This is a genomic window from Actinocorallia aurantiaca, assembly GCF_039533685.1.
Taxonomy (GTDB): Bacteria; Actinomycetota; Actinomycetes; order Streptosporangiales; family Streptosporangiaceae; genus Actinocorallia; species Actinocorallia aurantiaca.
On the sequence record NZ_BAAATZ010000003.1, the window covers coordinates 295,819 to 319,586 of the forward strand.

21 protein-coding genes are annotated in these 23,768 nt (G+C 70.7%); 10 read left to right on the top strand and 11 right to left on the bottom strand.

The annotated features are described in order from the left end of the window. Positions 1-2: 2 nt before the first annotated feature. The 4 genes from ABD327_RS04550 to ABD327_RS04565 all read right to left on the bottom strand — a co-directional run bounded on the left by ABD327_RS04550 (position 3) and on the right by ABD327_RS04565 (position 5,894). The gene (locus ABD327_RS04550) at positions 3-1,301 is read right to left on the bottom strand and encodes an MFS transporter (RefSeq protein WP_344448856.1); all 1,299 of its coding nucleotides are present in this window, start codon (positions 1,299-1,301) and stop codon (positions 3-5) included. A gap of 42 nt (positions 1,302-1,343) precedes the next feature. Continuing rightward, entirely contained in the window at positions 1,344-2,240 is an 897-nt protein-coding gene (gene blaOXA, locus ABD327_RS04555) for a class D beta-lactamase (protein WP_344448857.1), read from the bottom strand. 191 nt (positions 2,241-2,431) lie between these two features. Further along, positions 2,432-3,481 carry a mechanosensitive ion channel family protein gene (locus tag ABD327_RS04560; protein ID WP_344448858.1) on the bottom strand — a complete coding sequence of 350 codons (1,050 nt, stop codon included), beginning with the start codon at positions 3,479-3,481 and terminating at the stop codon, positions 2,432-2,434. 154 nt (positions 3,482-3,635) lie between these two features. Next, a complete protein-coding gene (locus tag ABD327_RS04565; RefSeq protein WP_344448859.1) occupies positions 3,636-5,894 on the bottom strand; it encodes an esterase-like activity of phytase family protein in 2,259 nt (752 codons plus the stop codon). A gap of 277 nt (positions 5,895-6,171) precedes the next feature. On the opposite strand from ABD327_RS04565, the gene ABD327_RS37420 reads away from it, so the two are divergent. Continuing rightward, the gene (locus ABD327_RS37420; protein WP_425547057.1) at positions 6,172-6,366 is read left to right on the top strand and encodes a DUF6980 family protein; all 195 of its coding nucleotides are present in this window, start codon (positions 6,172-6,174) and stop codon (positions 6,364-6,366) included. 450 nt (positions 6,367-6,816) lie between these two features. Here the strand turns inward: ABD327_RS37420 and ABD327_RS04570 are convergent, their stop codons facing one another. From ABD327_RS04570 to ABD327_RS04600, 7 genes are all read right to left on the bottom strand, one after another. Further along, positions 6,817-7,635, bottom strand: coding sequence for an ABC transporter permease (locus ABD327_RS04570; protein WP_344448860.1), 819 nt, complete (start codon positions 7,633-7,635; stop codon positions 6,817-6,819). Next, complete coding sequence (locus tag ABD327_RS04575) at positions 7,632-10,019, bottom strand: alpha/beta fold hydrolase (RefSeq protein WP_344448861.1); 2,388 nt, start codon at positions 10,017-10,019, stop codon at positions 7,632-7,634. Before ABD327_RS04575 ends, ABD327_RS04570 begins: the two co-directional genes overlap by 4 nt. Before the next feature lie 54 nt (positions 10,020-10,073). Continuing rightward, complete coding sequence (locus ABD327_RS04580; RefSeq protein ID WP_344448862.1) at positions 10,074-10,373, bottom strand: hypothetical protein; 300 nt, start codon at positions 10,371-10,373, stop codon at positions 10,074-10,076. 46 nt (positions 10,374-10,419) lie between these two features. Beyond that, positions 10,420-10,941, bottom strand: a complete 522-nt coding sequence (locus ABD327_RS04585) for a SecDF P1 head subdomain-containing protein (protein ID WP_344448863.1) — start codon at positions 10,939-10,941, stop codon at positions 10,420-10,422. 86 nt (positions 10,942-11,027) lie between these two features. Beyond that, positions 11,028-12,056 (bottom strand): 2-oxoacid:ferredoxin oxidoreductase subunit beta, encoded by a 1,029-nt coding sequence (locus ABD327_RS04590; protein WP_344448864.1) that lies wholly within the window; start codon positions 12,054-12,056, stop codon positions 11,028-11,030. Then, entirely contained in the window at positions 12,049-13,890 is a 1,842-nt protein-coding gene (locus tag ABD327_RS04595) for a 2-oxoacid:acceptor oxidoreductase subunit alpha (protein ID WP_344448865.1), read from the bottom strand. Before ABD327_RS04595 ends, ABD327_RS04590 begins: the two co-directional genes overlap by 8 nt. Before the next feature lie 269 nt (positions 13,891-14,159). Beyond that, a complete protein-coding gene (locus tag ABD327_RS04600) occupies positions 14,160-15,602 on the bottom strand; it encodes a LolA-like protein (protein ID WP_344448866.1) in 1,443 nt (480 codons plus the stop codon). A 405-nt stretch (positions 15,603-16,007) separates the two neighbouring features. Here ABD327_RS04600 and ABD327_RS04605 point away from each other — a divergent pair, with 405 nt between their 5' ends. From ABD327_RS04605 to ABD327_RS04645, 9 genes are read left to right on the top strand one after another with little or no spacing between them, the layout of a single operon-like run. Further along, positions 16,008-16,379: an NADH-quinone oxidoreductase subunit A gene (locus tag ABD327_RS04605; RefSeq protein ID WP_344448867.1), complete on the top strand. Its 372-nt coding sequence runs from the start codon at positions 16,008-16,010 to the stop codon at positions 16,377-16,379. Continuing rightward, positions 16,370-17,410, top strand: a complete 1,041-nt coding sequence (locus tag ABD327_RS37425; protein ID WP_425547058.1) for an NADH-quinone oxidoreductase subunit NuoB — start codon at positions 16,370-16,372, stop codon at positions 17,408-17,410. Before ABD327_RS04605 ends, ABD327_RS37425 begins: the two co-directional genes overlap by 10 nt. Continuing rightward, positions 17,397-17,948 (top strand): NADH-quinone oxidoreductase subunit C, encoded by a 552-nt coding sequence (locus ABD327_RS04615; protein WP_344448868.1) that lies wholly within the window; start codon positions 17,397-17,399, stop codon positions 17,946-17,948. The genes ABD327_RS37425 and ABD327_RS04615 overlap by 14 nt, the downstream gene beginning before the upstream one ends. Next, positions 17,941-18,885, top strand: coding sequence for a complex I subunit 1/NuoH family protein (locus tag ABD327_RS04620; protein ID WP_344448869.1), 945 nt, complete (start codon positions 17,941-17,943; stop codon positions 18,883-18,885). Before ABD327_RS04615 ends, ABD327_RS04620 begins: the two co-directional genes overlap by 8 nt. Then, positions 18,882-19,355, top strand: a complete 474-nt coding sequence (locus ABD327_RS04625) for a NuoI/complex I 23 kDa subunit family protein (RefSeq protein WP_344448870.1) — start codon at positions 18,882-18,884, stop codon at positions 19,353-19,355. Before ABD327_RS04620 ends, ABD327_RS04625 begins: the two co-directional genes overlap by 4 nt. Continuing rightward, positions 19,352-19,945 (top strand): NADH-quinone oxidoreductase subunit J family protein, encoded by a 594-nt coding sequence (locus ABD327_RS04630; protein ID WP_344448871.1) that lies wholly within the window; start codon positions 19,352-19,354, stop codon positions 19,943-19,945. The genes ABD327_RS04625 and ABD327_RS04630 overlap by 4 nt, the downstream gene beginning before the upstream one ends. After that, positions 19,945-20,268, top strand: coding sequence for an NADH-quinone oxidoreductase subunit NuoK (gene nuoK, locus ABD327_RS04635; RefSeq protein ID WP_344243778.1), 324 nt, complete (start codon positions 19,945-19,947; stop codon positions 20,266-20,268). The genes ABD327_RS04630 and nuoK overlap by 1 nt, the downstream gene beginning before the upstream one ends. Next, on the top strand, positions 20,265-22,283 hold the full coding sequence (locus tag ABD327_RS04640; protein WP_344448872.1) for an NADH-quinone oxidoreductase subunit 5 family protein: 2,019 nt from the start codon (positions 20,265-20,267) through the stop codon (positions 22,281-22,283). The genes nuoK and ABD327_RS04640 overlap by 4 nt, the downstream gene beginning before the upstream one ends. Continuing rightward, positions 22,280-23,767, top strand: coding sequence for a complex I subunit 4 family protein (locus tag ABD327_RS04645; protein WP_344448873.1), 1,488 nt, complete (start codon positions 22,280-22,282; stop codon positions 23,765-23,767). Before ABD327_RS04640 ends, ABD327_RS04645 begins: the two co-directional genes overlap by 4 nt. Position 23,768: the final 1 nt, after the last annotated feature.

A 23,768-nucleotide genomic window follows, 5' to 3' on the forward strand; every position in this document is an offset into this window, starting at 1 on the left:
CCTCATCGTACGAGAACCCGTGCGAGTAAGGGCCGGGCGGTCCTGCCGGACCGCTGCGTCTCCGCCGGGGGGCGGGGGAGCCGCAGGACGGCCGCGGAGATCGTGGCGAGGAGGGCCAGGCCGGTCATCGCGGTCGCCGAGCCGGGGGTTCCGGCGTCGAGGAGCGGGCCGACGGTGAATCCTCCTGCCAGGGAGACGGCTCCGGAGAGGAAGCTGAGCAGGCCGGTGTACACGCCGAAGCGCCGGGGCGGGGCGCAGCGGGTGACGGCCTGGAACAGGGCCGACTGGGTCAGGCCGGTGGCCAGTCCGTGCATGACGGCGGCCGCCGTCAGGACGGCGATCGAGGCGTGGTGGCCGGAAGGGGACGCGAGCAGCAGCAGGTAGCCCGCGCCTGCGGAGAGCAGGCCGCTTCTGAGCAGCCGGGGGCTCTCGCCTCGGCCGCCGCACCACGGTTGGATCGCGGCCGCGACGATCGCCACCACGCAGAAGAACAGGGTCGTGGTGCCGGGGTCGGTCTCCTTGAGGGGGAGCACGGTCGTGACCTGGGTGGTGAGCAGGGTGCTGGGGGCCGCGGTCAGGGCGAAACGCAGGAAGCTCCGGTCCCGGAGCACCGCCGACACGCCTTCGGTGAGTCCTCGCGGGCCCGGCCGGGGGGAGTCCTCGCGGAGGGCGCCGGGTTCGCGGCGCAGGAGTGTGAACAGCAGGGCGCCGACCACCCACGCTCCCGTCGTCACCGCCGACAGCAGCCCGAAACCGCCGGTCAGCAGGACCAGGCCGAGGGGAGGCCCGGCCACGGCGGCCAGTTGACCGGCGATCACGTAGGCGGAGAAGCCGCGGGAGCGGTGCTCCGGCGTCACTCCCGCCAGCACGGACTGGGCGGCGGGGTGGAACAGCGCTCCGCCGACGGCCATCACCACGACCGAGAGGAGCAGCCCGCCGGCTCCGTTCGCGGCTCCCAGCAGCGCGAAGGCCGCCGCCCGCAGGGCGCAGGCCAGCGCTCCCGTACGCGCCGGGCCGATCACGTCGGTGAGCGCGCCGGCCGGCAGGAACAGCATGTTCTGGACGGCGACGCGCACGGCGAGCACCACCGTGATGGTGCCGGCGAGCATGCCGAGGTCGTGGCGCAGGTGCGCGACCACATGCGCCATCACCGCGAAGTAGCCGAGCGAGATGGCCAGCTGGATCCCCACGACGATCGCGACCACGCGGCGGTCGGAGACCGTCCGCCGGCTCCGGGGCGCGGCCGTCCCCCCGGCCTGCGGGCGGCCGGGGGGACGGGGTCCCGTGCGCGATGAAGTCATGACATCGGAGGGTTTCATGTGATCGTGGTGCCGCTCGGCCCGTCAGGCCCGCGGGAGCACGCCGAGGGTCTGCAGCAGGTCCCGGGTGAGGGGGACGCGCTTGGCGGTGTCCGCGTCGGTGACGATGTCGATGTTGAGCGCGAAGGCGTAGAGGTCGTCGCCGCGTTCGACCCAGCCCACCCACCAGCCGATGCCGGGCTCGGTGGACATGCCCCAGCCGGTCTTGGCGAACAGCGCGTAGCCGTCCTTCTCCTCGGTCTTCAGGATGTCGCGCACCGTCAGCTGGTGGCGCTCGGCGAAGGGCAGTTCCCGGCGGGCCAGCCGGGACAGGAAGCGGGTCTGCTCGACCGCGGAGATCTCCAGCGGGCCGTCGAGCCAGAAGCGGTCCACGACGGTGCCGACCTGGCGGTCGCCGTAGTGCAGCCGGTTCACCCACCGCCGTTCCCGCTCGACGCCGATCCGGCGGGCGAGCGTCTGGAACACCGGCACGTTGGACGCCTGGACCGCGTCGCGCAGGTCCATGTCCTGCTCCCACTGGGGGAAGGGCTGCGGCTGCCCGCCGTAGGGGATCACCTCGTGCTCGTCCTCGATGACCCGGGTCTCCAGCGCGATCAGGCTGTGCGGGATCTTGAACGTGGAGGCCGGGATCAGCCTCTGCTCCGCCCGCCGCCGGTCGACGACGGTCGTCCGCCCCCGCCTCACGTCGAGGAGCGCGAACGTCCCGCGCACGCCCGCTTCGCGGAACGCCTTCTGGAGGTCGTCCCGTACGACCAGGCCGCTCTGGACGACGGCCCGGGGCCCCGCGCCGTGGACGGTGGGGGTGCTCGCCGTGGGGGTGCTCGCGGCGCCGCAGGCGGCTCCGCCGAACAGGGCGGAGGCGGTCAGGACGGCCGCGCCCAGCGTCGCGCGCAGCCGTGTTCGGGGGGTGGGTCTCTGCATCCGGATCTCCTTGCTCGCGATCTTCAGGAGGAGAGCAGACCAGAACCCGGGAGATCATGTCCAATATCGATATAGAAGATAAATCAATATCGAAATGGATATTCATGCTGGCAGGAAGGGCGAATGCGTGGAGGCGGAGGCTGAAAATCGAGGCGGGAGCCGCGAGGCGCCGCTCCCGCCGGGGTGACGGGTCAGCGGGGGCCCGGGATGAGGGTGGGCGCGTCGGAGAAGATGAGCTGGCGGGTGGGGAGGGGGATGCCGATGCCCTCGGCGCGGAACCGGGTGTGCAGGCGTTTGACGAACTCGTGCTTGACGACGAACTGGTCGGTGAAGTCGCGGGTGCGGAGGATGACGGTGAAGTCGATGCTGGACTCGCCGAAAGTGTGGAAGCGGACCAGGGGGTCGTAGTCGGGGACGCCGCCCTCGACCTCGGCCATCACCTCCTTGCCGACCTCGATGACGACCTTCTCGACGTGTTCGAGGTCGCTGTCGTAGCCGACCTTGGCCTGGAGGAGCAGGCCCATGTCCTGTTCGGGCTGGTGGTAGTTGGTGAGGATCGCGTCGGCGAACTTGGCGTTCGGAACGATCACCAGGTTGTCGGACATGGTGCGGATAGTGGTCTTGCGCCAGTTGATATCGACGACGTGGCCTTCCTGGCCGGTGCTGAGCCGGACGAAGTCTCCGGGCACGACCGTCTTGGACGCCAGGATGTGCACGCCGGCGAAGAGGTTGGCCAGGGTGTCCTGCAAGGCGAGGGCCACGGCCAGGCCGCCGACGCCCAGCGCGGTCAGCAGCGGGGTGATCGACACGCCCAGGCTCTGCAGCAGCACCAGTGTGCCGACCACGAGCACGACGGTGCGGGTGATGTTGGCGAAGATCGTGACCGACTGGGAGATCCCCGAGCGGGCCATCGCGATCGAGCCGACGATCCCGCCCGCCAGGCGGGCGGCGGCCAGCGACACCGCGAAGATCACCAGTGCGACGATGACCTGCCCGATCACCGTCCGCACGCTCGGCTGGAACTTCAGGACCAGGACCCCGATCCAGGCGCCGCCGGTCACGGACAGGACGACGGCCAGGTCGTACAGCAGCCGGAGGAACAGGTCGTCCCAGACCCAGTGGTTGCCCTCGGCCCGCTGGATCAGCCGGCGCAGCACCAGCCGGAGGCCCAGTCCCACCCCCAGCATGATCACCATGACGACGGCGGCTCCGACGGCACGCCCCCATTCGAGCTCAGGCACGGCACTCCATTCGGTGAAGGGAAGGGGAACCCTTCGATCGTATGGTGATCATGCTCTTTTCGTCGCCGAAGCCCACGGAACAGTGGCCCTCGCGGCCCGCCGGAGAAGACGAAGGTCCCCGCCCGGGGACCGGGAGGGGACCGAGGACGAGAGATCAGCGCCTGAACGCGGACTTCACCGTGCCGGGGGAGTAGAAGACCGTCTCGCCGGTGGCGTCGTCGACGGCGTCGTTGTCGGTGACGATCCAGACGCGGCCGCCGCCGGTGACGCCCAGGCCCTCGACCTTCTCCTGGACCCAGCCGCCGAAGCCCTTCAGGTCGGGGAGGAGGTCGCGCTCCAGGGTCTTGGCCAGGACGGGCAGGCCTTCGGGGGCGCCCGAGGGCAGGGCCACCGAGTAGACCTTCTTGTGGGCGGCCGCGGTGCCGGAGGCCTTGTCGCGCTCGACGACCAGGAGGCGGCCGCCGACGCTGGTCAGCTCGGACAGGCCGTTCCAGTTCGCGGTGGACGCCGAGGGCTCGACCGGGTAGCCGAACCAGGCCCATGCGCCGCTCGCGACGTCGTAGCGGCCGAGGCGGACGGTGTCGGCGGGGTCGCCGGTCAGCGGGCGCTGGAGGGCCACCCAGACCTGTTCGCCGGTTCCGGTGCCGACGGTGGCGACGCCCTCCAGGCCCTGGCCGCCCATCCGGGAGGCGATGTCCGCGGGGAGCGGGACCTCCTGCTGGACGGCGCCGGACGCGTCGAGGCGGACGAGCAGGTTGCCCGGGCCCTTGGCGCCTTCGGAGGCCAGCCAGAAGCCACCCTCCTCGCGGGCCGCGATGCCTTCGGCGTCGTAGGACGCCGGGGCCCCGCCCTTGGTGACGGTCAGCGCCCGGGTGATCTTCGCGGGCTTCCCGCCGGTGTCGATGGTGAAGATCCTGGTGGGCTTGTAGGCCGAGTCCCACACGGCGTACAGGCCGTCGCGGCTGCCGGGGACGGAGGACAGGCCCGACAGGGCGCCCCAGCCGATCGGCTTGCCGTTCTCGGAGGCTGAGACCAGGCCGGGCACGGCGGCCGGGGCCTTGGTCTTGTCCAGGCGGAAGAGCTGGACGCCCGCCCGCAGGCCGACGGAGGCGTCGTCGGTCTCGCTGGAGACGATGAACAGGTTCCGGGACGGCACCGCCAGCAGGCCCTCGGGCCCGGCGTTGGTGGGCAGGAACTGCACGAAACTCGGCTTGGACGGCTTGCTCACGTCGTAGACGGCGACGAAGTTCGACCGTTCGGAACCAACAAAAGCCAGGCGGCGGCCCTTGTAGGTGGCGACGGCGATGCCTTCGGGCTCGGAGCCCTTGTTGCCAGCGCGGTCTTCATTGTGGTGGCCGTGCTCGACCGCCAGGTACTCGAAGGTGTTGCCCGCGTCCCAGACGATGTTTCCGCGGTCGTCGAACACGGTCCAGCCGCGGCTGCCGCCCTTCCAGTCGCCTTCGTTGGCGGTGGCCAGGTGGTGGTCGTCGATCCAGGCGATCGCGTCGGGCTCCCGGGGGACGTCCACGATGGAGCCGGTCAGCGAGATCGAGTCGTCCTCCTCGGTGTCGATCCCCGTGACGGTGACGTCTCCGGCGGAGAAGACCCGCTCGACGCGCCCGCTCGCCAGGTCGACGACGGCGATGCCGTTGTTCTCCTGGAGCGTGACGGCGACCTTGCCCCTGCCGTTGATCGTCACGTACTCGGGCTCGGGATCCTGCGGGGTGTCGAGCCCGGCCTTGACGAACGAGGGCAGCGCGCTCCCGTCGGCCTGCGTGAAGGGGACCTTCTTCAGCTTCCACCGGGCGGGGTCGGACTTCTCCACGTCGAGGATCTGCAGGAAGCCGGCGGGGGCCTGCGGCAGGTCCCCCTCGTCGCCGCCCTGCGGGGTGAGGTCCTCGTCCCGCTCGTTCTCGATGGCGATCGCCGCGTACTTCCCCGACACCGCGATCGAATCCGGCTGCCCGCCGAGCTCGATGCTCCGCACGGTCCTGCGGTCCTTGATCCGGATGACCTCGACCCGTCCGGAGGTCTCGGTGTAGCTCGCGCTGGTGTTGATGACGACGAGCGCGTACTGCCCGACGACGGCCACGGACGTCGGCTCGTGTCCCCCGAAGCTCAGTGTTCCGAGGCTCTTGGGCCTGCTCGGGTCGCGGATGTCCAGGAACCCGACCTTCCCGCCGGGCGCGTCGGTGTAGATCAGCGTCCGTCCGTCCTCGCCGACCGCGCTGATCTCGGCGACGGTCTCCTCGGCGCCTCCGCCGTTCTGGTGGACGGGGTACGTCGCGACCCGCTCGAAGAGGCGGGCTTTGTCCGCCTTGTCCTTGGCCCCCGCCGGGGTCGGGCCGGCCATTCCCGCGAACACGACCGCGCCTGCGGCCAGCCCCGCCGTCCAACGCATGCGTCGACGCATCGTTTCTCCTGTTTCGTTCCAAAAACCCGCGATGACCCTCGCATCGCGACGAAACCGGCAGGTGAACGGCGGGAGGCCTCCGCCTGAAGACCCGGACGGCTACGGGGAGGAGGCGGGATGGAACGGCGAAGGGGCCCGCGGCGAGGAGCGCTCGGGCGGGAGGGCCGACCGGTCATGGCGGGGAGGCGCGACCGGCCGGGCTCGTCCGCGGCCGAGGGCCGTCCGGACGGGAAAGGGCGGGCTGGAGGGCCCGGAGGAGGCGAAGTAGGGTCGGGGGATGCGGATCTGTTGCGAGGGCATGCGGGCTCAGTTGGAGAAGCGCTGCTCTCGGCATGACGATCCGTACCGGTGTCCGGATCGTCTGGTGGTCCACTCGGCGGAGTTCGGGGTCTGGGGGCTGATCGTCCATGACGGGGGCAGGTCGGCGGTTCCGATCGCCTTCTGCCCTTGGTGCGGGGCGAAGCTGGCGTAGCGGGCTCTCGGAGAGGCGCCCGGTCAGTAGGGGAGGATCCGGCCTGACGGGGTGCGGAGGTCCAGCGACTGGGGCTTGCGCGGGACTCTTGGAAGCTTGACGATCTGCTGCTGTGCCATTTCGACCATCTCCCCTCTCGCGGCGGCGTCGAACCGCCCGGGTTTTTCACCTGAGGCGGAAGAACCGCCAGGTTTTGGTGAGCTTATGCGACGTCGGGTTGTTGTTCATCCGATTTTCCGGTGTGGGTATCACTCGGAGCGATCGTATGGTGTCTCGGGGTCAGGTCGCATCGACTTGGGAAACGACACGCTTTCGGGGCTCAGTGGCCGGTATGGGGGATCGGCGATGACCCTCCCGGGCTTCCTGAGGGGATACCCAGGCCAGGCAGGAAAAAACGTTCCAAATCCATAGCGTCCCCGGAGCGCCCTCGGACCCCGGGGACGGGCGGGCTCAGGAGGTGACGTCCTTGCCGCGGAAGTGCCGGAAGGCCAGCGCGAAGAGCACCACCGCGTAGGTGACGGACAGCGACGCGCCCTGGATCATGCCGTTCCAGGAGATGTCCGGCTGGAGGGCGTCCAGCCAGGCGTAGGTGAAGCGGGTGGGCAGCAGGTCCCGCCAGTCGCCCAGCGCGGTCACCGCGTCCAGGATGTTGCTGATGATCACCAGCCCGACGGCGCCGCCGACCGCGCCCAGCGGCGAGTCGGTCACGACCGACAGCAGGAACGCCAGCGCCGCCACCACCAGCTGGGAGACGAGGGAGTAGCCGACGATGATCGCCATCCGCCCGAAGGCGCTCTCGGCCGGGTAGGTGCCGCCGGTGGGCAGCGTGATGTCGGACCACCCGAACACCAGCGTCCCGGCCAGCAGCGCCATCAGCGGCAGCGCCAGGACGGCGGCCGTGGCGTAGCCGAGCGCGACGGCCAGCTTCTGGCGCAGCAGCCTGGCCCTGGGCACGGGCGCGGCCAGCAGGTACCGCAGCGACGACCAGCCCGCCTCGCTGGCCACGGTGTCGCCGCAGAACAGCGCCACGGTGACCACCAGCAGGAACCCGGTGGAGACGAACAGGGTGAACAGCGCGAAGTTCAGCCCGCTGGTGGTGGCCACGTCGGCCAGGCTCATCCGCCCGTCCTCGTCCGGCCCGCCCCCGCCGAGCTGGAAGGCGATCACCAGGATCCACGGCAGGAGCAGCAGGAACCCGAAGGCGACCATGGTCCGCCGCCGCCGGAACTGGCGGACGGCCTCGACCTTCAGCGGCAGCGGCCCGCTCATGCCCTACTCCCGATGATCTCCAAGAAGACGTCCTCCAGGCCGCGCCCGCCGACGATCTCGGCGACGGGGCCGTCGGCGACCTTGCGGCCCCGCGCCATCACGACGACGCGGTCGCAGGTCTGCTCGACCTCGCTGAGCAGGTGGCTGGAGACGATGACCGTGCGTCCCGCCTCGGCGTACCGGACGAGGACCTCGCGCATCTGCCGGATCTGCGGCGGGTCGAGCCCGTTGGTGGGCTCGTCGAGGACCAGCAGGTCGGGCAGGCCGAGCATGGCCTGGGCGATGGCCAGGCGCTGGCGCATGCCCTGGGAGTAGGTGCGGACGGGCCGGGCCAGCGCCTCGTCGGTGAGCGCGGCGACCTCCAGGGCCTCCTCCATGCGGGAGTCCCCGGCGGGGCGTCCGGTGGCCCGCCAGTACAGCTCCAGGTTGTCCCGCCCGGACAGGTGCGGCAGGAAGCCGGGACCCTCGACGAACGAGCCGAGCCGGGCCAGGACGGGCGCGCCGGGGCCGACCCGGTGCCCGAAGATCCGGATCTCGCCGCCGTCCGGGTGGATCAGCCCCATGAGCATGCGCAGGGTCGTGGTCTTGCCCGCCCCGTTGGGTCCGAGCAGGCCGAGGACCTGCCCCTTCTCGACCCGGAACGACACGTCGTCCACGGCCTTGTACCCGTTGCGGTAGGTCTTGGTGAGCCCTTCGATCCGCAGCGGGACCTCGGCGGACGCCTCGTCGAAGTCGTCCTGGCGGCGGCGCCTCCGCGGGACCAGCAGCCCCGCGGCCACGGCCAGCGCGACGGCCGGCGCGATCCACACCCACACGGGCGGGCGCGGCGCCGGGGCCGACAGCGAGGGCGCGGAGGGCACGGACAGCCCTGAGACCGCCGAGATCTCGTAGGTGAGGGGCTCGGCCGGGCTGGAGAACCCGTAGTCGGTGGTGGAGAGCACGACCCGGAGCCGGTGCCCCCGGCTGAACTCGTAGTCCAGCGCGGGCAGGACCACGTCCCCCTCGCCGTCGATCTTGACGGGGGCGGCGAGCCGCCGGGCGAGGGCGGCCCTGCCGTCGGGGGAGACGTCGTAGAGCTTGGCGAAGAGCGTCGCCTCGCGGTCGGTCTTCACGCGCAGGGCGGGGGAGCCGGTCACCCGCAGGGCCGTGTCGAGGGGCTCGGTGGTGAAGGAGGCGTTCTGCCCGGACATGTCAAGACTGAAGGCCCCGCCCAGGGAGCCCAGAGAGCTCAAGGCGCCCAGACCGGGCAGCGCTGAGATGGAGGCCGGAACCCCGCCCGCCGGGTTCTGGACGGCCTGCTGGCCGCCTTCCAGGGGCAGTTCCCGCGTGGCGTTCTCCAGTCCCGGGTAGGCGTCGGCGGTGGCCGCCACGACCGACTGCCTGCCGTTGCGGGAGTCGACCCCGCCGGCCCGGGTGACGGTGAACGCCGGCGGCAGCGTGATGCCCTTCTCGTTATTGAGGTAGTGGTCGAACCAGTCGGAGGTCAGCCCGGCGAGCCGCTCCGTCTCCTGCTCGCCGCCGTCGTGCCCGCCCTGGTACCAGACGACGGAGACGGGCCCCTTGGCCGCACGGGCGTTGTGGTCGGCCTGGTCGAGGGGGAACAGCGAGTCGCTCTGCCCCTGGATGAGCAGCATGGGCGCCCGGACGGGCGGCGCGATGGCGGGCGAGGACTCGCGGAGCAGGTCCCGCGCCTCGTCTGTGGGCCGCCCGGTCCTCGCGACCTCCTGGTACATCTCGCAGACGGCGGGCAGGAACCGTCCGCAGGCCGTGGACCCGTCGGACTCGCCGGTGAAGAACAGCCCGGCCCACAGCTTCTTGAACACCCCCTGGGGCATCAGCGACTGCGACAGGTCATGCCAGGTGATGGACGGGACGATCGCGTCCACCCGCCCGTCGTAGGCGGCCGTCAGCAGCGAGATCGCCCCGCCGTAGGAGGGCCCGGCCATGCCGACGCGGGGGTCGCCCGTCCCGTCCAGCCGCACCTCCGGGCGCTCGGCCAGCCAGTCGATCAGCTGCCGGGTGTCCTTGACCTCGTAGTCCGGCGAGTTCAGCGCGATCTCGCCTTCGGACCGCCCGAAGCCCCGCGCGGACCACGTCAGCACCGCGTAACCCTGCCGGGCCAGCTTCACGGCCGCCCCGGCCTGGGATTCCTTGCTGCCGCCGAACCCGTGCGCCAGCATCACGGCAGGGGCCTTCTCGACGCCGACGGGTTTGTAGAAGGTGGCGTCCAGCGCCACCTTCTGATCGTCCTTCGGTCCGTCGACGACCTCTACCCGCACCGCTTCACGCCGGACGGGGGGCTCGTCGTCCGAGAGAAGGACGAAGCCCCCACCCGCCGCGAGCACACCGACCGCGGCCGCGCCCGCGACCCATCGCCCCCTCATTGCGCAGATGGTACGCGAGCACCCCATAAGCCGGAGATCAAGAACTTCGAGAGATCACTTCGCGTGACGTCCCGGATAGGAGCGCAACCGGACGCCGCGCCCCGCCCTGAGCCCCGCGAGCCCCAGAACGAACGGCGTCAGCAGGGCGAGCGTCCGGACGCCCGAGCGCGGAAGCCCGGTGCGCCGGGAGATCCGCAGGGAGAGCGGGCCCAGCGCGCCGAAGAGCAGCACGGCGACCAGCAGCCCGCCGCCCGCCAGCGCGGCCGTGATGCGCAGCACCGGAGCGTCGTCCCGCGCCTCGTTGCCCACCTCGTTGAACAGGCCCAGGTCGTTTTCGTCAGTGATGTGATCCATGTTCGACAGATGCCAGGTTCGTGCTCCCGGCAAGCCCAAGCCCGGGTCAGGTTCCGGTGGCGTCGCCCGGAGCGCCGGTGATCTCCCGGACCAGCCGCTCGGCGTCCGCCCGGGAGAACCGGCCGGTGAGCAGCACCTCGCCCCCGGTGATCGGCGCGTCGACCCAGGGCGCGGTGACGACCCGGCCGCCCACCACCACGATGATCTGCTTGCCCTGCTGGGCCCGGGTGAGGTCGGCGAACGCCTCGCGGTCCGCGCCGACCAGCCGGATGGACACCCCGTGGCTGTCGTCCCGCAGCGGCCGGAGCACGACCGCGCCGACCCTGCGGATGACGATGCCCTCGGTGACCTCGTAGCAGGACGGCTCGGGCCCGGTGACGCCCTGGGTGCCGGCCGGGCACGCGCCGGACGTCTGCCGGACGACCGGGTAGAGCAGCAGGGGGGACCCCAGCTTCGTCTGGCTCTGGCGGGCGGTCGCGATCAGGACCCCCGTCATCGCCACCGCGGCGGAGCACAGTCCGATGATGATGATCGCGGCGAGCAGAGTGGTCTTCGGCGGTCTGCGCACGGCGCCAAGTCTGGCAGAAAAAGATCCTCAGAAACGTGCAGGACCCGGACGGCGGGCCGTCCGGGTCCTGCGTGCCGACGTGGAGATCAGCTGATCTGCCAGGTGTCGCCGCTCCGCAGCAGGGCGGCGAGGTCGCCGCGGCCCTGACGGTCCTTGGCCTCCTCCACCTGCTCGTTGAGCAGCGAGTCGTAGGACGGGCGCGGCGCCGAGCGGAACACGCCGATCGGGACGTGCGTGAAGGCCGGCTGGTCCAGCCGGGACAGCGCGAACGCCAGCGACGGGTCCGGGTTCTGGGCGTCGTGCACGACCACGCCCGGGTCCGAGGGGCTGCCGACCCTGAAGCCGAAGCCGTCCTGGATCAGGGCCTTGTCGCGGTCCTTGCCGAAGACGATCGGCTGGCCGTGCTCCAGCCGGATGGTGACGTCGTCCCGCTGGTCGGCGTCCTTCATCGGCTCGAAGGCGCCGTCGTTGAAGATGTTGCAGTTCTGGTAGATCTCCACCAGGGCCGCGCCCTTGTGCTCGGCCGCCTGCCGCAGCACCGACTGCAGGTGCTGGCGGTCGGAGTCGAGCGTGCGGGCCACGAACGCGCCCTCCGCGCCGACCGCCAGGGAGATCGGGTTGAAGGGGTGGTCCAGCGAGCCCATCGGCGAGGACTTGGTGACCTTGCCGAGCTCCGAGGTCGGCGAGTACTGGCCCTTGGTCAGACCGTAGATCCGGTTGTTGAACAGCAGGATCTTGATGTTGACGTTGCGGCGCAGCGCGTGGATCAGGTGGTTGCCGCCGATGGACAGCGAGTCGCCGTCACCGGTGACCACCCACACCGACAGGTCCTGCCGGGCCGAGGCCAGGCCGGTCGCGATCGCCGGGGCGCGCCCGTGGATCGAGTGGAACCCGTAGGTGTTCATGTAGTACGGGAACCGGGAGGAGCAGCCGATGCCCGAGATGAACACGGTGTTCTCGCGCTTGATGCCCAGCTCGGGCATGAAGCTCTGGACCGCGGCGAGGATGGCGTAGTCACCGCAGCCGGGGCACCAGCGAACCTCCTGGTCGGTCTTGAAGTCCTTGGCCTTGAGCGGGATCTCGCTCTTGGGCACCAGGGCCAGCGCTTCACTCACTGTCCATCACATCCCGGATCACGTCGGCGAGCTCTTCGGCCTTGAAGGGGAGGCCGCGCACGCGGTTGTAGCTGACCACGTCGATCAGGTACTTGGCGCGCAGCAGGGTGGCGAGCTGTCCGAGGTTGATCTCGGGCACGATCACCTTGTCGTAGGACTTCAGGACCTCTTCCATGTTCGCGGGGAACGGGTTGAGGTGGCGCACGTGCGCCTGGGCGACCTTGCCGCCGGCCTTGCGGATGCGCCGCACGGCCGCGGAGATCGCGCCGTACGTGCCGCCCCAGCCCAGCACCAGCACCTCGGCGTCGCCGTCCGGGTCGTCGACCCGCAGCGGCTCGACGTCATCGGCGATGCCGTCGACCTTGGCCTGGCGGAGCCGGGTCATCAGGTCGTGGTTGTCGGGGTCGTAGGAGATGTTGCCGGAGCCGTTGGCCTTCTCCAGGCCGCCGATCCGGTGCTCCAGGCCCGCGGTGCCCGGGATCGCCCAGGGGCGGGCCAGGGTCTCGGGGTCGCGCTTGAACGGCTGGAAGTCCTCCTGCAGCGGCTCGGCGAAGTCCGCCTCGATCACCGGCAGGTCGGCGACCTCGGGCAGCTTCCACGGCTCGGAGCCGTTGGCCAGGTAGCCGTCGGAGAGGATGAACACCGGGGTGCGGTACTTGACCGCGATCCGGGCCGCCTCGACCGCCGCGAAGAAGCAGTCGGACGGGGACAGCGGCGCCACGATCGGCACCGGGGACTCGCCGTTGCGGCCGAACATCGCCTGCAGCAGGTCGGCCTGCTCGGTCTTGGTCGGCAGACCGGTGGACGGGCCCGAGCGCTGCACGTTGACGATCAGCAGCGGCAGCTCGACGGCGACCGCGAGGCCGATCGTCTCGGCCTTCAGCGCCACACCCGGACCGGACGTGGTGGTCAGGCCCAGCGCGCCGCCGAACGAGGCGCCCAGCGCCGCGCCGATCGCGGCGATCTCGTCCTCGGCCTGGAACGTGCGCACACCGAAGTTCTTGAACTTCGACAGCTCGTGCAGGATGTCGGACGCCGGGGTGATCGGGTACGAGCCAAGGAACAGGTCGAGGCCGCTGCGGTCGCCGGCCGCCACCAGGCCCCAGGCCAGTGCCGTGTTACCCGTGATCTGCCGGTACAGGCCCGGCTCCTGCGTCGCGGGCTTGATCTCGTAGGAGGTCGCGAAGTCCTCGGTGGTCTCACCGAAGCTCCAGCCCGCCTGGAAGGCCGCGATGTTGGCCTTCATGATCTCGGGCTTCTTCGCGAACTTCTTCTCCAGGAAGGAGATCGTGCTCTCCACCGGACGGTGGTAGAGCCACGACAGCAGGCCGAGCGCGAACATGTTCTTGGCGCGCTCGGCGTCCTTCTTGGACAGGTCGAAGTCCTCGAGCGCCTTGACCGTCATCGAGGTCAGAGGCAGCGCGTGCACCCGGTAGTCGGCCAGCGTCCCGTCGTCGACGGGGCTGTCCGCGTAGCCCACCTTGGCCAGGTTGCGCTTGGTGAACTCGTCGGTGTTGACGATGACGTCCCCGCCCTTGGGCAGGTCGGCGATGTTGGCCTTCAGCGCCGCCGGGTTCATGGCCACCAGGACGTTCGGAGCGTCCCCGGGCGTCAGGATGTCGTGGTCGGCGAAGTGGAGCTGGAAGCTGGAGACCCCGGGAAGGGTTCCGGCGGGGGCGCGGATCTCGGCCGGGTAGTTCGGGAACGTCGAAATGTCGTTTCCGAACTCGGCCGTCTCCGCCGTGAAGCGGTCGCCGGTCAACTGCATGCCGTCACCGGAGTCCCCGGCGAAACGGATGATGACGCGGTCGAGTTGCTGGACCTGTTTGGTCACAGAGGAAGACCTTCCTCGACGCGCAGCCTCGTCCCAGGTGAGGGGCCTGTGACAGGAGGGCTACTTGGGCTTTTGCTTATGGTACGACCCAGTCGAGATGGCTCACCCATCTCGGTTCCAGGCTCTGAGACCCTGCGCCGGGAGCCTCTGTAAGCCGGTCCGCTACGACGTGAGATCCCTGCGATACAGGACGTATCGCAGGGACCCCCGGTTCGTCGCCGACCTGGATTCGGTCCCGGCCAATGTACCGAACCAGGAAGGAGGGTTACTTACGCGCCCTGCTGTTCGGCCTCGAGTTTGCCGATCAGTGTCTCGGCCTTGCTCTTGGACACCGACTCGACCCGCAGCCAGGAGTTGAAGTAGTACCGGTTGTTGGTGCTGCCCGGCTTGAGGTTGCGCACCCAGGACTTCCAGCCGCCGCTGGTCACCCGGCACTCCAGGGTGGAGGATCCGGCCCGCACGGACTGGGTCTTGGTGCACTCGCCCAGCGTCCTGCCGCCGCCCTTGTCCCGCCAGATCCTGGCGACGTAGGTGACGGTGGCGGTGGGTCCGGTGTTGCTGATCTTCCGCCGAACGGTGCAGCCGCTGGCGGAGCAATTGGAGTTGCTCGCCGTGGAGGTCGGCTTGATCTTGGCGGCGGGGTCGAGCGCTCCGGCCAGCCCGTTGCGGACCTTGTCCTTGAGCTCGGTGTAGAGGGTGCCGGCGGAGTCCGCGGTGAGTTCGGCGACGTCGAAGTCGAAGACCTGCGCCCCGCCCGCCTTGATCTTCACGAGCCGGTACGGGGCGGCGTCGGAGACGTAGTACTGGGCGTCGATCCCCTCGAAGGCGATCGCCTGGGTGCCCGCGACGGGCTCGGCGGTCGGCGCTCCGGACGGCGGCACCAGCGGCTTGGCCTGCTGGAGGGCCTGGCCGAGCGCGGCGGGGACGAGCAGCCTGCGGATGTCGAAGGACCGCAGCGAGGAGGGGGCCTTGGCCCACTTGTCGGCGAAGTCGTCGAGGGCGTCCTCGCCGACCTCGGGCTGGTTGCGCCAGAAGGCGGCCGGCGCCTTCACGTAGAGGTCGCCGTCTAGGAGCATCGCGTCGACCACGTCGCCGCTGACCGTCAGGGTGCCGGACGCCGTGCCCGCCCGCGTCACCGACAGGTCGGCCTGCACGGACGTGCCCGAGGCGTCGTACGTCCCGGTGTAGCGCAGTCCCGACAGGGAGTTCAGCTGCGTCACGACCTGCGCCGACTTCTGCTGGGGGGTGAGCGCCTTCGTCTTCTCGTCGCCGCCCTTGCCGTCGGCGACGATGAGAAGGACGACGGCGAGCACCAGGACGAGAGCCACGGCGGCGCTCAGGACGGCGATCAGCGGGCCCTTGCCGCTCTTGGGAGGCCGCGGGCCCCCGGGCGGCATGGGCTGCCCGAAACCGGGCTGCTGTCCGAAACCGGGAGGCTGGCCGAAACCGGGGGGCTGCCCGAAGGGCGGCGGACCGCCCGGCGGCTGGAACGGGGGCGGCGTCCAGCCGCCCTGCTGCGGCTGGCTCCAGTTGGGCTGGGGCGTCTGCGGTCCCGGGTGGGCCGGCGGACCCTGGGGGCCCTGCGGCGTCTGCGGTTCCTGGCCGGGCGCCGGAGGCTGTCCCGCCTGGTCGGGCTGGGGAGGCTGCTGCCCGGGAGGTCCCCAGTTCTGGCCGGGGGGTTCCCAGCCGGGTTGCTCAGGTCCCTGCGCCATCTGCCGCACCACCCCGTATAACGCGTGTTCTTGGAGAGACTTTATGTTCGTCCCATAGATCCGTAAAGATAGATGTAGGGCGGATGCTTCTGGTTCCCGCCTCCTTGTGTCCGGCTTCAGCCAGTTCTCCCCGGGGGTCTCCGGGGCGGTCCGCGCGCCCGGCCGCGGAAGGACGCAGTGACGGACGACACGGCGTCCGGTCCCCGATCGTGAAGATCGCCACAGTGCCCGCGAGCAGCCGCAGGCCGGGAGGGCGGGGTAAGGCCGTGTGGATAAATCGGGCATTACTCTGCTTGGTTCTGTATATGCGTGATCATCAGAAAACTCTACGATTTGTTCCGGTGGCGTTAAAGACGGAAGGAAGGCGCGCGCCGACGGTTCCCCCCGACGGTTTACGCTTCCTTCGTGCGCGACTACTACGGCTCCTATGTCCTCGTCGCCGTCCTGTTCCTCATCGGCGGCGGGATCGTCGCCGGCGGGCTCCTCGCCAACAGGCTGCTGAGGCCCTCCCGGCCCACTCCGGAGAAGCTCACCACCTACGAGTGCGGCATCGATCCGGTGGGGGAGGGCTGGGCCCAGTCCCATGTCCGCTATTACGTCTTCACGTATCTGTACGTGGTGTTCGCCGTAGACGCGATCTTCCTGTTCCCGTGGGCCACTATTTTCAGCGCCCAAGGGTATGGGGCAGTGACGCTCGGGGAGATGTTCGTCTTCCTCGGCTTCCTCGCGACGGGCCTGCTCTACGCCTACAAGAAGGGAGTGCTCACATGGGTGTAGTGGACCTCCCCGAGCCGACCGTGGGCCCCCTGTCCAGGTTCGCGCCCCAGCCGGTCAAGTTCGTCCTCAACTGGGGGCGCCGCTACTCGCTCTGGGTCTTCAACTTCGGGCTCGCCTGCTGCGCCATCGAGTTCATCGCCGCATCGATGGCCCGGCACGACTTCATGCGGCTCGGCGTGATCCCGTTCGCGCCCGGACCCCGGCAGGCCGACCTGATGGTGGTGTCCGGGACGGTCTCCGACAAGATGGCGCCGGCCGTCAAACGGCTCTACGAGCAGATGCCCGAGCCGAAGTACGTCATCTCCTTCGGGTCGTGCGCCAACTGCGGCGGCCCCTACTGGGACTCGTACTGCGTCACCAAGGGCGTCGACCAGATCATCCCCGTCGATGTGTACGTGCCGGGCTGCCCGCCGCGCCCCGAGGCGCTGCTGCACGGGATCGTCCGGCTCCAGGAGAAGATCGCCGGCGAGTCGCTCGGCGAGCGCTACACCGGTTCCGGGCCCGCCTCGCCGCCGCCCTGGGAGCACCGGGCGAGCGTGCTGCAGCGGCCGCTGCAGCCCGTCCCCGAGATGCTCGCCGAGGCCGACCTCCCGACCCAGGCCCTCGGCGTCGTCGAGGACCCGGAGCGGACGCGGGAGCTCGACGGGGCGTCGGGCGCTCCGGACGCCGAGAAGACCGTGAGCGTCGAGAGGCCCGCGGACGCTTCGGATGCCGAGGAGACGGCGGCCGTCGAGAGGCCCGCGGACGTTTCGGGCACCGAGAAGACCGTGAGCATTGAGAGGCCGGCGGACGTCGGCGAGGACGCGGACACCGGGAAGGACGCCGGGCCCGAGGAGCCCGCCGGCACCGGGGAACCCGCGGACGCGGAGAAGACCGTGAGCCTGGAGAAGCCCGAGAGCGCCGGCGGCCCCGAAGAGGCCCGGAGCACGAGCGGCACGGAGTGGACGCAGCGGTTCCGGAGGAGCGGAACGCGCCCCGCCGAGGTCGTGGACTACTCGATCATCCCGGGGATGGCCGATGACGACGACTGAGACGGCCGTCGAGTTCATCCACCGGTTCGGTTCCGAGGTCCGGACGGAGGACGTCTTCGGGCAGCTGTCCGTCGACGTCCCCGCGGCCTCGTGGCTGGAGGCGCTGGAGTTCGCCCGCGACGACCTCGGCTGCGACTTCTTCGACTGGCTGACCGGGGTGGACGAGCTGGACGACGGGTTCCGGATCGTCGTCCACGTCTACTCCCTGGAACGCCGCCACCACGTCCTGCTGCGGACCCTGGTGCCCCGGGAGGAGCCCGTGCTGCCCTCCGCCGTCGGGGTCTACCGGGGGGCGAACTGGCACGAGCGCGAGACGTTCGAGATGTTCGGGGTCCTCTTCGAGGGCCACCCCGACCTGAAGCCGCTGCTGCTGCCCGACGGTTTCGAGGGGCACCCGCTGCGCAAGGACTTCGTGCTGGCCGCCCGCGTCGCCAAGGCGTGGCCGGGGGCCAAGGAGCCGGGCGAGGGCGGCGGGGCGCCGTCCCGGCGCAAGAACCTTCCGCCGGGAGTGCCGACGGGCTGGGGGCCGAATGCGTGACGTCGTGGCCCTGGTGCTGGTCACCGTCGCCTTCCTGACCCTCCCGCTGATCATCGGCCAGGCCGAGCACAAGGTGATGGCGCACATGCAGGGCCGGCTCGGCCCCATGTACGCCGGAGGCTTCCACGGCTGGGCGCAGCTGGTGGCGGACGGCGTGAAGTTCGCGCAGAAGGAGGACACCGTCCCGGCCGCCGCCGACCGGCGGATCTTCCTGCTGGCGCCGGGCGTGGCGCTCGTGCCGTACCTGGTGGTGCTCGCCGTGATCCCGGTCGGGCCGGGGCAGGTCGCGGTCGACCTGTCGCTCGGGCTGTTCTTCGCGCTGGCCGTGATGGGCATCGGCGTGATCGGCTCGATCATGGCGGGCTGGGCGTCGGCCAACAAGTACTCGCTGCTGGGCGGCATGCGGGTGGCGGCCCAGCTGGTCTCCTACGAGCTGCCGATGGTGCTGGCGGCGGCGTCCGCGGCGATGGCCGCGGGGACGCTGAACCTCAGCGGCATCGCCGAGGCGTGGGAGTGGTGGTGGCTGGCCTGGCAGGCTCCGGCCCTGGTGGTGTTCTTCCTGTCGGGGGTCGCCGAGCTGCGCCGCCCGCCGTTCGACATGCCGGTCGCCGACTCGGAGATCATCTTCGGCCCGTACACCGAGTACGGGGGGCTGCGCTTCGCGTTCTTCCTGCTCGCGGAGTACGCCGGGATCCTGGTGGTCTGCTCGCTGACCACCGTGCTCTTCCTGGGCGGCTGGCAGGGCCCGCTGCTGCCCGGCTTCGTGTGGACTCTGATCAAGGTCTTCCTGCTGGCGTTCGTGGTGATCTGGTTCCGGGTCGCCTTCCCCCGGCTGCGCGAGGACCAGCTCCAGCGCCTGGCCTGGGTGTACCTGGTGCCGATCTCCCTGTTCCAGCTCGCGCTGACCGGTGTGGTGAAGGTGGTGACCGGACCGTGAAACTGGGCCTGGCCAAGGGACTGGCCGTCACTCTGCGGACCATGATGAAGCGCTCGGGGACCCGCCAGTACCCCGAGGTGGCGCCGGACCTGGCGCCCCGCTCCCGCGGCGTGATCGCGCTGTTCGAGGAGAACTGCACCGTCTGCATGCTGTGCGCCAGGGAGTGCCCCGACTGGTGCATCTACATCGACTCCCACAAGGAGACGCTCCCCGCCGAGGGATCGGCGCGCGCCCGCTCCCGCAACGTCCTCGACCGGTTCGCGATCGACTACTCGCTGTGCATGTACTGCGGGATCTGCGTCGAGGTCTGCCCGTTCGACGCGCTGTTCTGGTCGCCGGAGTTCGAGTACGCCGCCTACGACATCGCCGAACTGACCCACGAGAAGGACCGGCTGCGCGAGTGGATGTGGACGGTGCCCCCGCCGCAGGCCCACGAGCCCAACGCCGACCCCCCCAAGGAGCTGCGTTGACGACGCCGGAGATCGTGTTCACCGCGCTCGGGGTCGTCGCCGTCGGATCCGGCGTGCTGGTCGTCACCACGAAGCAGCTCGTCCACGCGGCGCTCTGGCTGGTGGTGTCGTTCGGGGCGCTGGCCGGGATGTACCTGGTGCTGACCGCCGAGTTCGTCGCCTGGGTGCAGGTGCTCATCTACGTCGGCGCGATCGTCGTGCTCCTGCTGTTCGGCATCATGCTGACGCGGGCGCCGATCGGGCCCAGCGAGGGCCTGGACTCCGGGAACAGGCTGCCCGCCCTGGCGGTCGCCCTCGGGACGGCCGCGGTGCTGGTGACGCTGCTAGTCCGGGGCTTCAAGGACGCCCGGATCGACCTGAAGCCCGGAGGAGGGTCGGCCGACGCGCTCGGCGAGGCGATCTTCCGGGAGTGGGTGCTGCCGTTCGAGGTCCTGTCCGTCCTCCTGCTCGCCGCGCTCGTCGGCGCGATCGTCCTTTCCAAGGGCCGCGGACCGAACGACCGCGGCGGAGCGAGGATCGGTCGGTCCGGTCCGGGGGTCCGGGGGTCGTCCCCCGGGTCGTCCTCCAGGCCGAACGGGAAGGGACGCTGATGTCGGTCGCCTATCCGGTGGTGTTCTCGGCGCTGCTGTTCTCCGTCGGCGTGTACGGGGTCCTGGCGCGGCGCAACGCGATCCTCGTGCTGATGTCCGTCGAGCTCATGCTCAACGCCGTCAACCTCAACCTCGTCGCGTTCGACGTGTGGCTGCGCGACGCGCTGCACGGCGGCCAGGTGCTCACCCTCTTCACGATCGTCGTCGCCGCCGCCGAGGTGGGGCTGGGCCTGGCGATCGTGCTGCTGCTCTACCGCAACCGGCAGAACATCGACGTGGACCGCCAGGACACCCTGCGCGAGACGAAGCAGGAGGCACGGTGACGGTCCTCGCCGCGCAGGCGGTCGTCCTGCCCTTCCTCGGCGCGCTCTGCGGCCTGCTGCTCGGTCCCTGGCTCACCCGCGTCCTGGTGGCCGGGGGGCTGCGCACGGCGGAGGACGCGCCGACCGCCCCGCCGACCGAGGCGCGGGGCGTCGAGGAGCACGTGGAGGCCGTCCCCGGGGTGCCCGGGGAGCCGGTGCCCGAGGAGGGGCGCCCGGCGCCCGCCGGGCTGCGGGGCGGAGGCTCGCGCGGCGCGCTCGGGCCGGTGCTGTTCGCGGTGCTGCCGACCGCGCTGACGACGGTCCTCACCCTGGTCATCGCGCTGACGGTGTGGCGTACTCCCGGAACCAGGACGGGGACGCTGGTCGAGGTGCAGACCGGGGGCCCGCCGATCCTCGTCGGCCTGAGCGTCGACGGGCTCGCGGCGCTGCTGGGCGTCCTCGTCGGGGTCGTCGCGCTCGCCGTCCAGGTCTACTCGGTCGCCTACATGCGGGACGAGCCGCGCTACTCGTCGTATGCGGCGTTCGTGTCCCTGTTCACTTCCGCGATGCTGCTGGTGGTCTTCGCCCGCGACCTCATGGTGCTGTACGTCGGCTGGGAGATCATGGGCATCTGCTCGTACTTCCTCGTCGGCCACCATTGGGAGGACAAGGCCAACTCGCGGGCCGCGACGAAGGCGTTCCTGGTCACTCGCGTCGGCGACGCCGGGCTGCTGCTCGGCATCATCGTGCTGGGGCTCGGCGCGGGCAGCTTCGACATCGCGACGGTCCTGGACGAGGTCGGCGGGATGCCGCACACGACGGTCGTCGTGGCCGCGCTCCTGGTGCTGTGCGGGGTCGCGGGCAAGAGCGCCCAGTTCCCGCTGCACACCTGGCTGCCGGACGCGATGGCGGGCCCCACCCCGATCAGCGCGCTCATCCACGCCGCGACGATGGTCGCGGCGGGCGTCTACCTCGTGGCGCGGCTGTACGGGGTGTTCCTCGCGGCGCCCGTCGCGCTGGCCGTGCTGGGCGTCCTCGCGGCGGTGTCCATGGTCGGGGCGGCGCTCGCGGCGCTCGCCCAGCGCGACCTCAAACGGGTCCTCGCCTACTCCACGATCAGCCAGCTCGCCATCATGACGGCGGGGCTGGCGGTCGGATCCAGGCCGGCGGCGATGTTCCACCTCGTGACGCACGGGGCGTTCAAGGCGCTGCTGTTCCTCGCGGCCGGGTGCGTCATCCACGCCGTGGGGTCGAACCTGCTCGCCGACATGGGCGGGCTGCGCAAGGCCATGCCCGTGACGTTCGTGTGCGCGACCATCGGGTACGCGGCGCTGGCCGGGCTGCCGCCGGTCGCTGGATTCTTCTCCAAGGACGCCGTCATCGAACACGCCCAGAGCGTCGCGTTCAACGGCGGAGCGCTCGACGTCCTGCCGGCCGGCGACCAGGGCATTCCCGGATGGGTCGCCTGGACCGTCTACCTTTCGCTGCTCCTCACGACCGCGCTGACGGCGGCGTACGCGCTGCGGGCCTGGCTGATGACGTTCTTCGGCCCGGAGCGGGAGGCGCACGAGGCGCCCGCCGCCATGCGGTGGCCGATCATCGTGCTGGCGGGGGCGAGCGCCGTCATCGGGTTCTTCGGGCTGGCCGCCGAGGAGCTGCGGCCGCACTTCGGGGCAGCCGCCATGGCGCTGCTGTTCACCGCCGCGGGCGCCGCCGGGATGTTCCTGGCCTGGCGCGACGCCCCGGCCTCCGACCCGTCCGACCGGATGGGAAGGGTCCGACCCCTGCTGGAGAACGCCTTCTACATGGACGGCCTCTACGACCGCGCCATCGTCCGCCCCGTGAAATGGGCGGGCCGCGTGGTGCGCGGAACCGACACGCGCGTCGTCGACGGGGCCGTCGAGGCGACCGTCCCGGCGGCACGCGGGCTGGGGGCGCTCGCCAGGCTCCCGCAGACGGGCAACCCGCAGACCTACCTGACCGGCCTGCTGGCCGGTGCCGTGCTCCTCGTCCTCGCGGTGGTGGCCCTCACGTGAGCACTCTCATCCACCTTCTCTGGCTGCCGCTGGTCGCAGCCGTCCTGCCCTACCTGGTGCCGGCCGGCGCCAGGCTCGACCCCGTCGGGTTCGGGCGGGTCGCGTCCGGGTTCATCCTGGCGATGGCGCTCGTGCAGGTCGCGGCGTTCGACTACGCCGAACCCGAGCGGATGCAGCAGTCGATGAACGTCGCGTGGATCCCGGCCATCGGGGTGCGCTTCCACCTCGGCGTCGACGGGATCTCGCTGCCGCTGATCGTCCTCACGACGCTGCTGACGTTCCTGTGCTTCCTGTACCTGGGACGCCGCGAGACGCCGGACGCGAAGCTGCTGACGGCGCTGCTGTTCGTCCTCGAAGTCGGCATGATCGGGACGTTCCTCGCGCTGGACCTGGTGCTGTTCTTCGTCTTCTTCGAGATCGTGCTGATCCCGATGTACGCGGTCATCGCCATCTGGGGCGGGGAGAAGCGGCGCCACGCGGCCTACAAGTTCATCCTCTACACGCTGCTGGGGTCCGCCGTCCTGCTGGCCGGGCTGATGCTGCTGGGCGTCAGCGCGGGGACGTTCGACATGGTCGCGCTGTCGGAGCGGCAGGGCTTCGACATCGCGCGCGGCGTCCAGATCGCGGCGTTCGCGTTCATCGGGCTCGGGCTGGCGGTGAAGGCGCCGATGTGGCCGCTGCACACGTGGCTGCCCGACGCGCACACCGAGGCGCCCACCGTCGGGTCCGTCCTGCTGGCCGGGGTGCTGCTGAAGATGGGCACCTACGGGCTGGTGCGCATCGCCGTGCCCGCCCTGCCCGAGGGGGCGGAGTTCTGGGCGCCCTGGCTGGGCTGCCTGGCCGTCGTCGGGATCGTCTACGGGTCGCTGGCCTGCCTGGCGCAGACCGACCTGAAACGGCTCATCGCCTACTCGTCCATCGGGCACATGGGCTTCGTGCTGCTGGGCATCGCGACGCTGACCGCCACCGGGATCAACGCGGCGCTGTTCGGGAACATCGCGCACGGGCTCATCACCGGGCTGCTGTTCTTCCTCGCCGGGTCGATCAAGGAGCGGTACGGGACGGGTGACCTGGCCGGGATCGGCGGAGGGATGCTGGCCAAGGCCCCGCACCTGGCGGGGGTGCTCGCCTTCGCGGCCGTCGCGTCGCTCGGGCTGCCGGGGCTGGCCGGGTTCTGGGGCGAGATGCTCGCGCTGGTCGGGGCCTACCAGCCCGGCGCCGGGCTGCCCCGCGAGACCTTCGTGACGTACATGGCCGTGGCCGCGGTCGGCGCGGTGCTGACGGCCGCCTACTTCCTGCGGCTGCTCGGCAAGATCACCCACGGGCGGTCCGGGACGGGCGCCGCCGTCGCCGACGTGCACCCCGTGGAATGGGCGTCGTGGGTGCCGCTGATCATCCTGGTGGTGCTGGTGGGACTGTGGCCCAAGGTGCTGCTGGCCCTCACCGACGGCCCGGTACGCGCACTGATCGGAGCGGGGTCTTGAA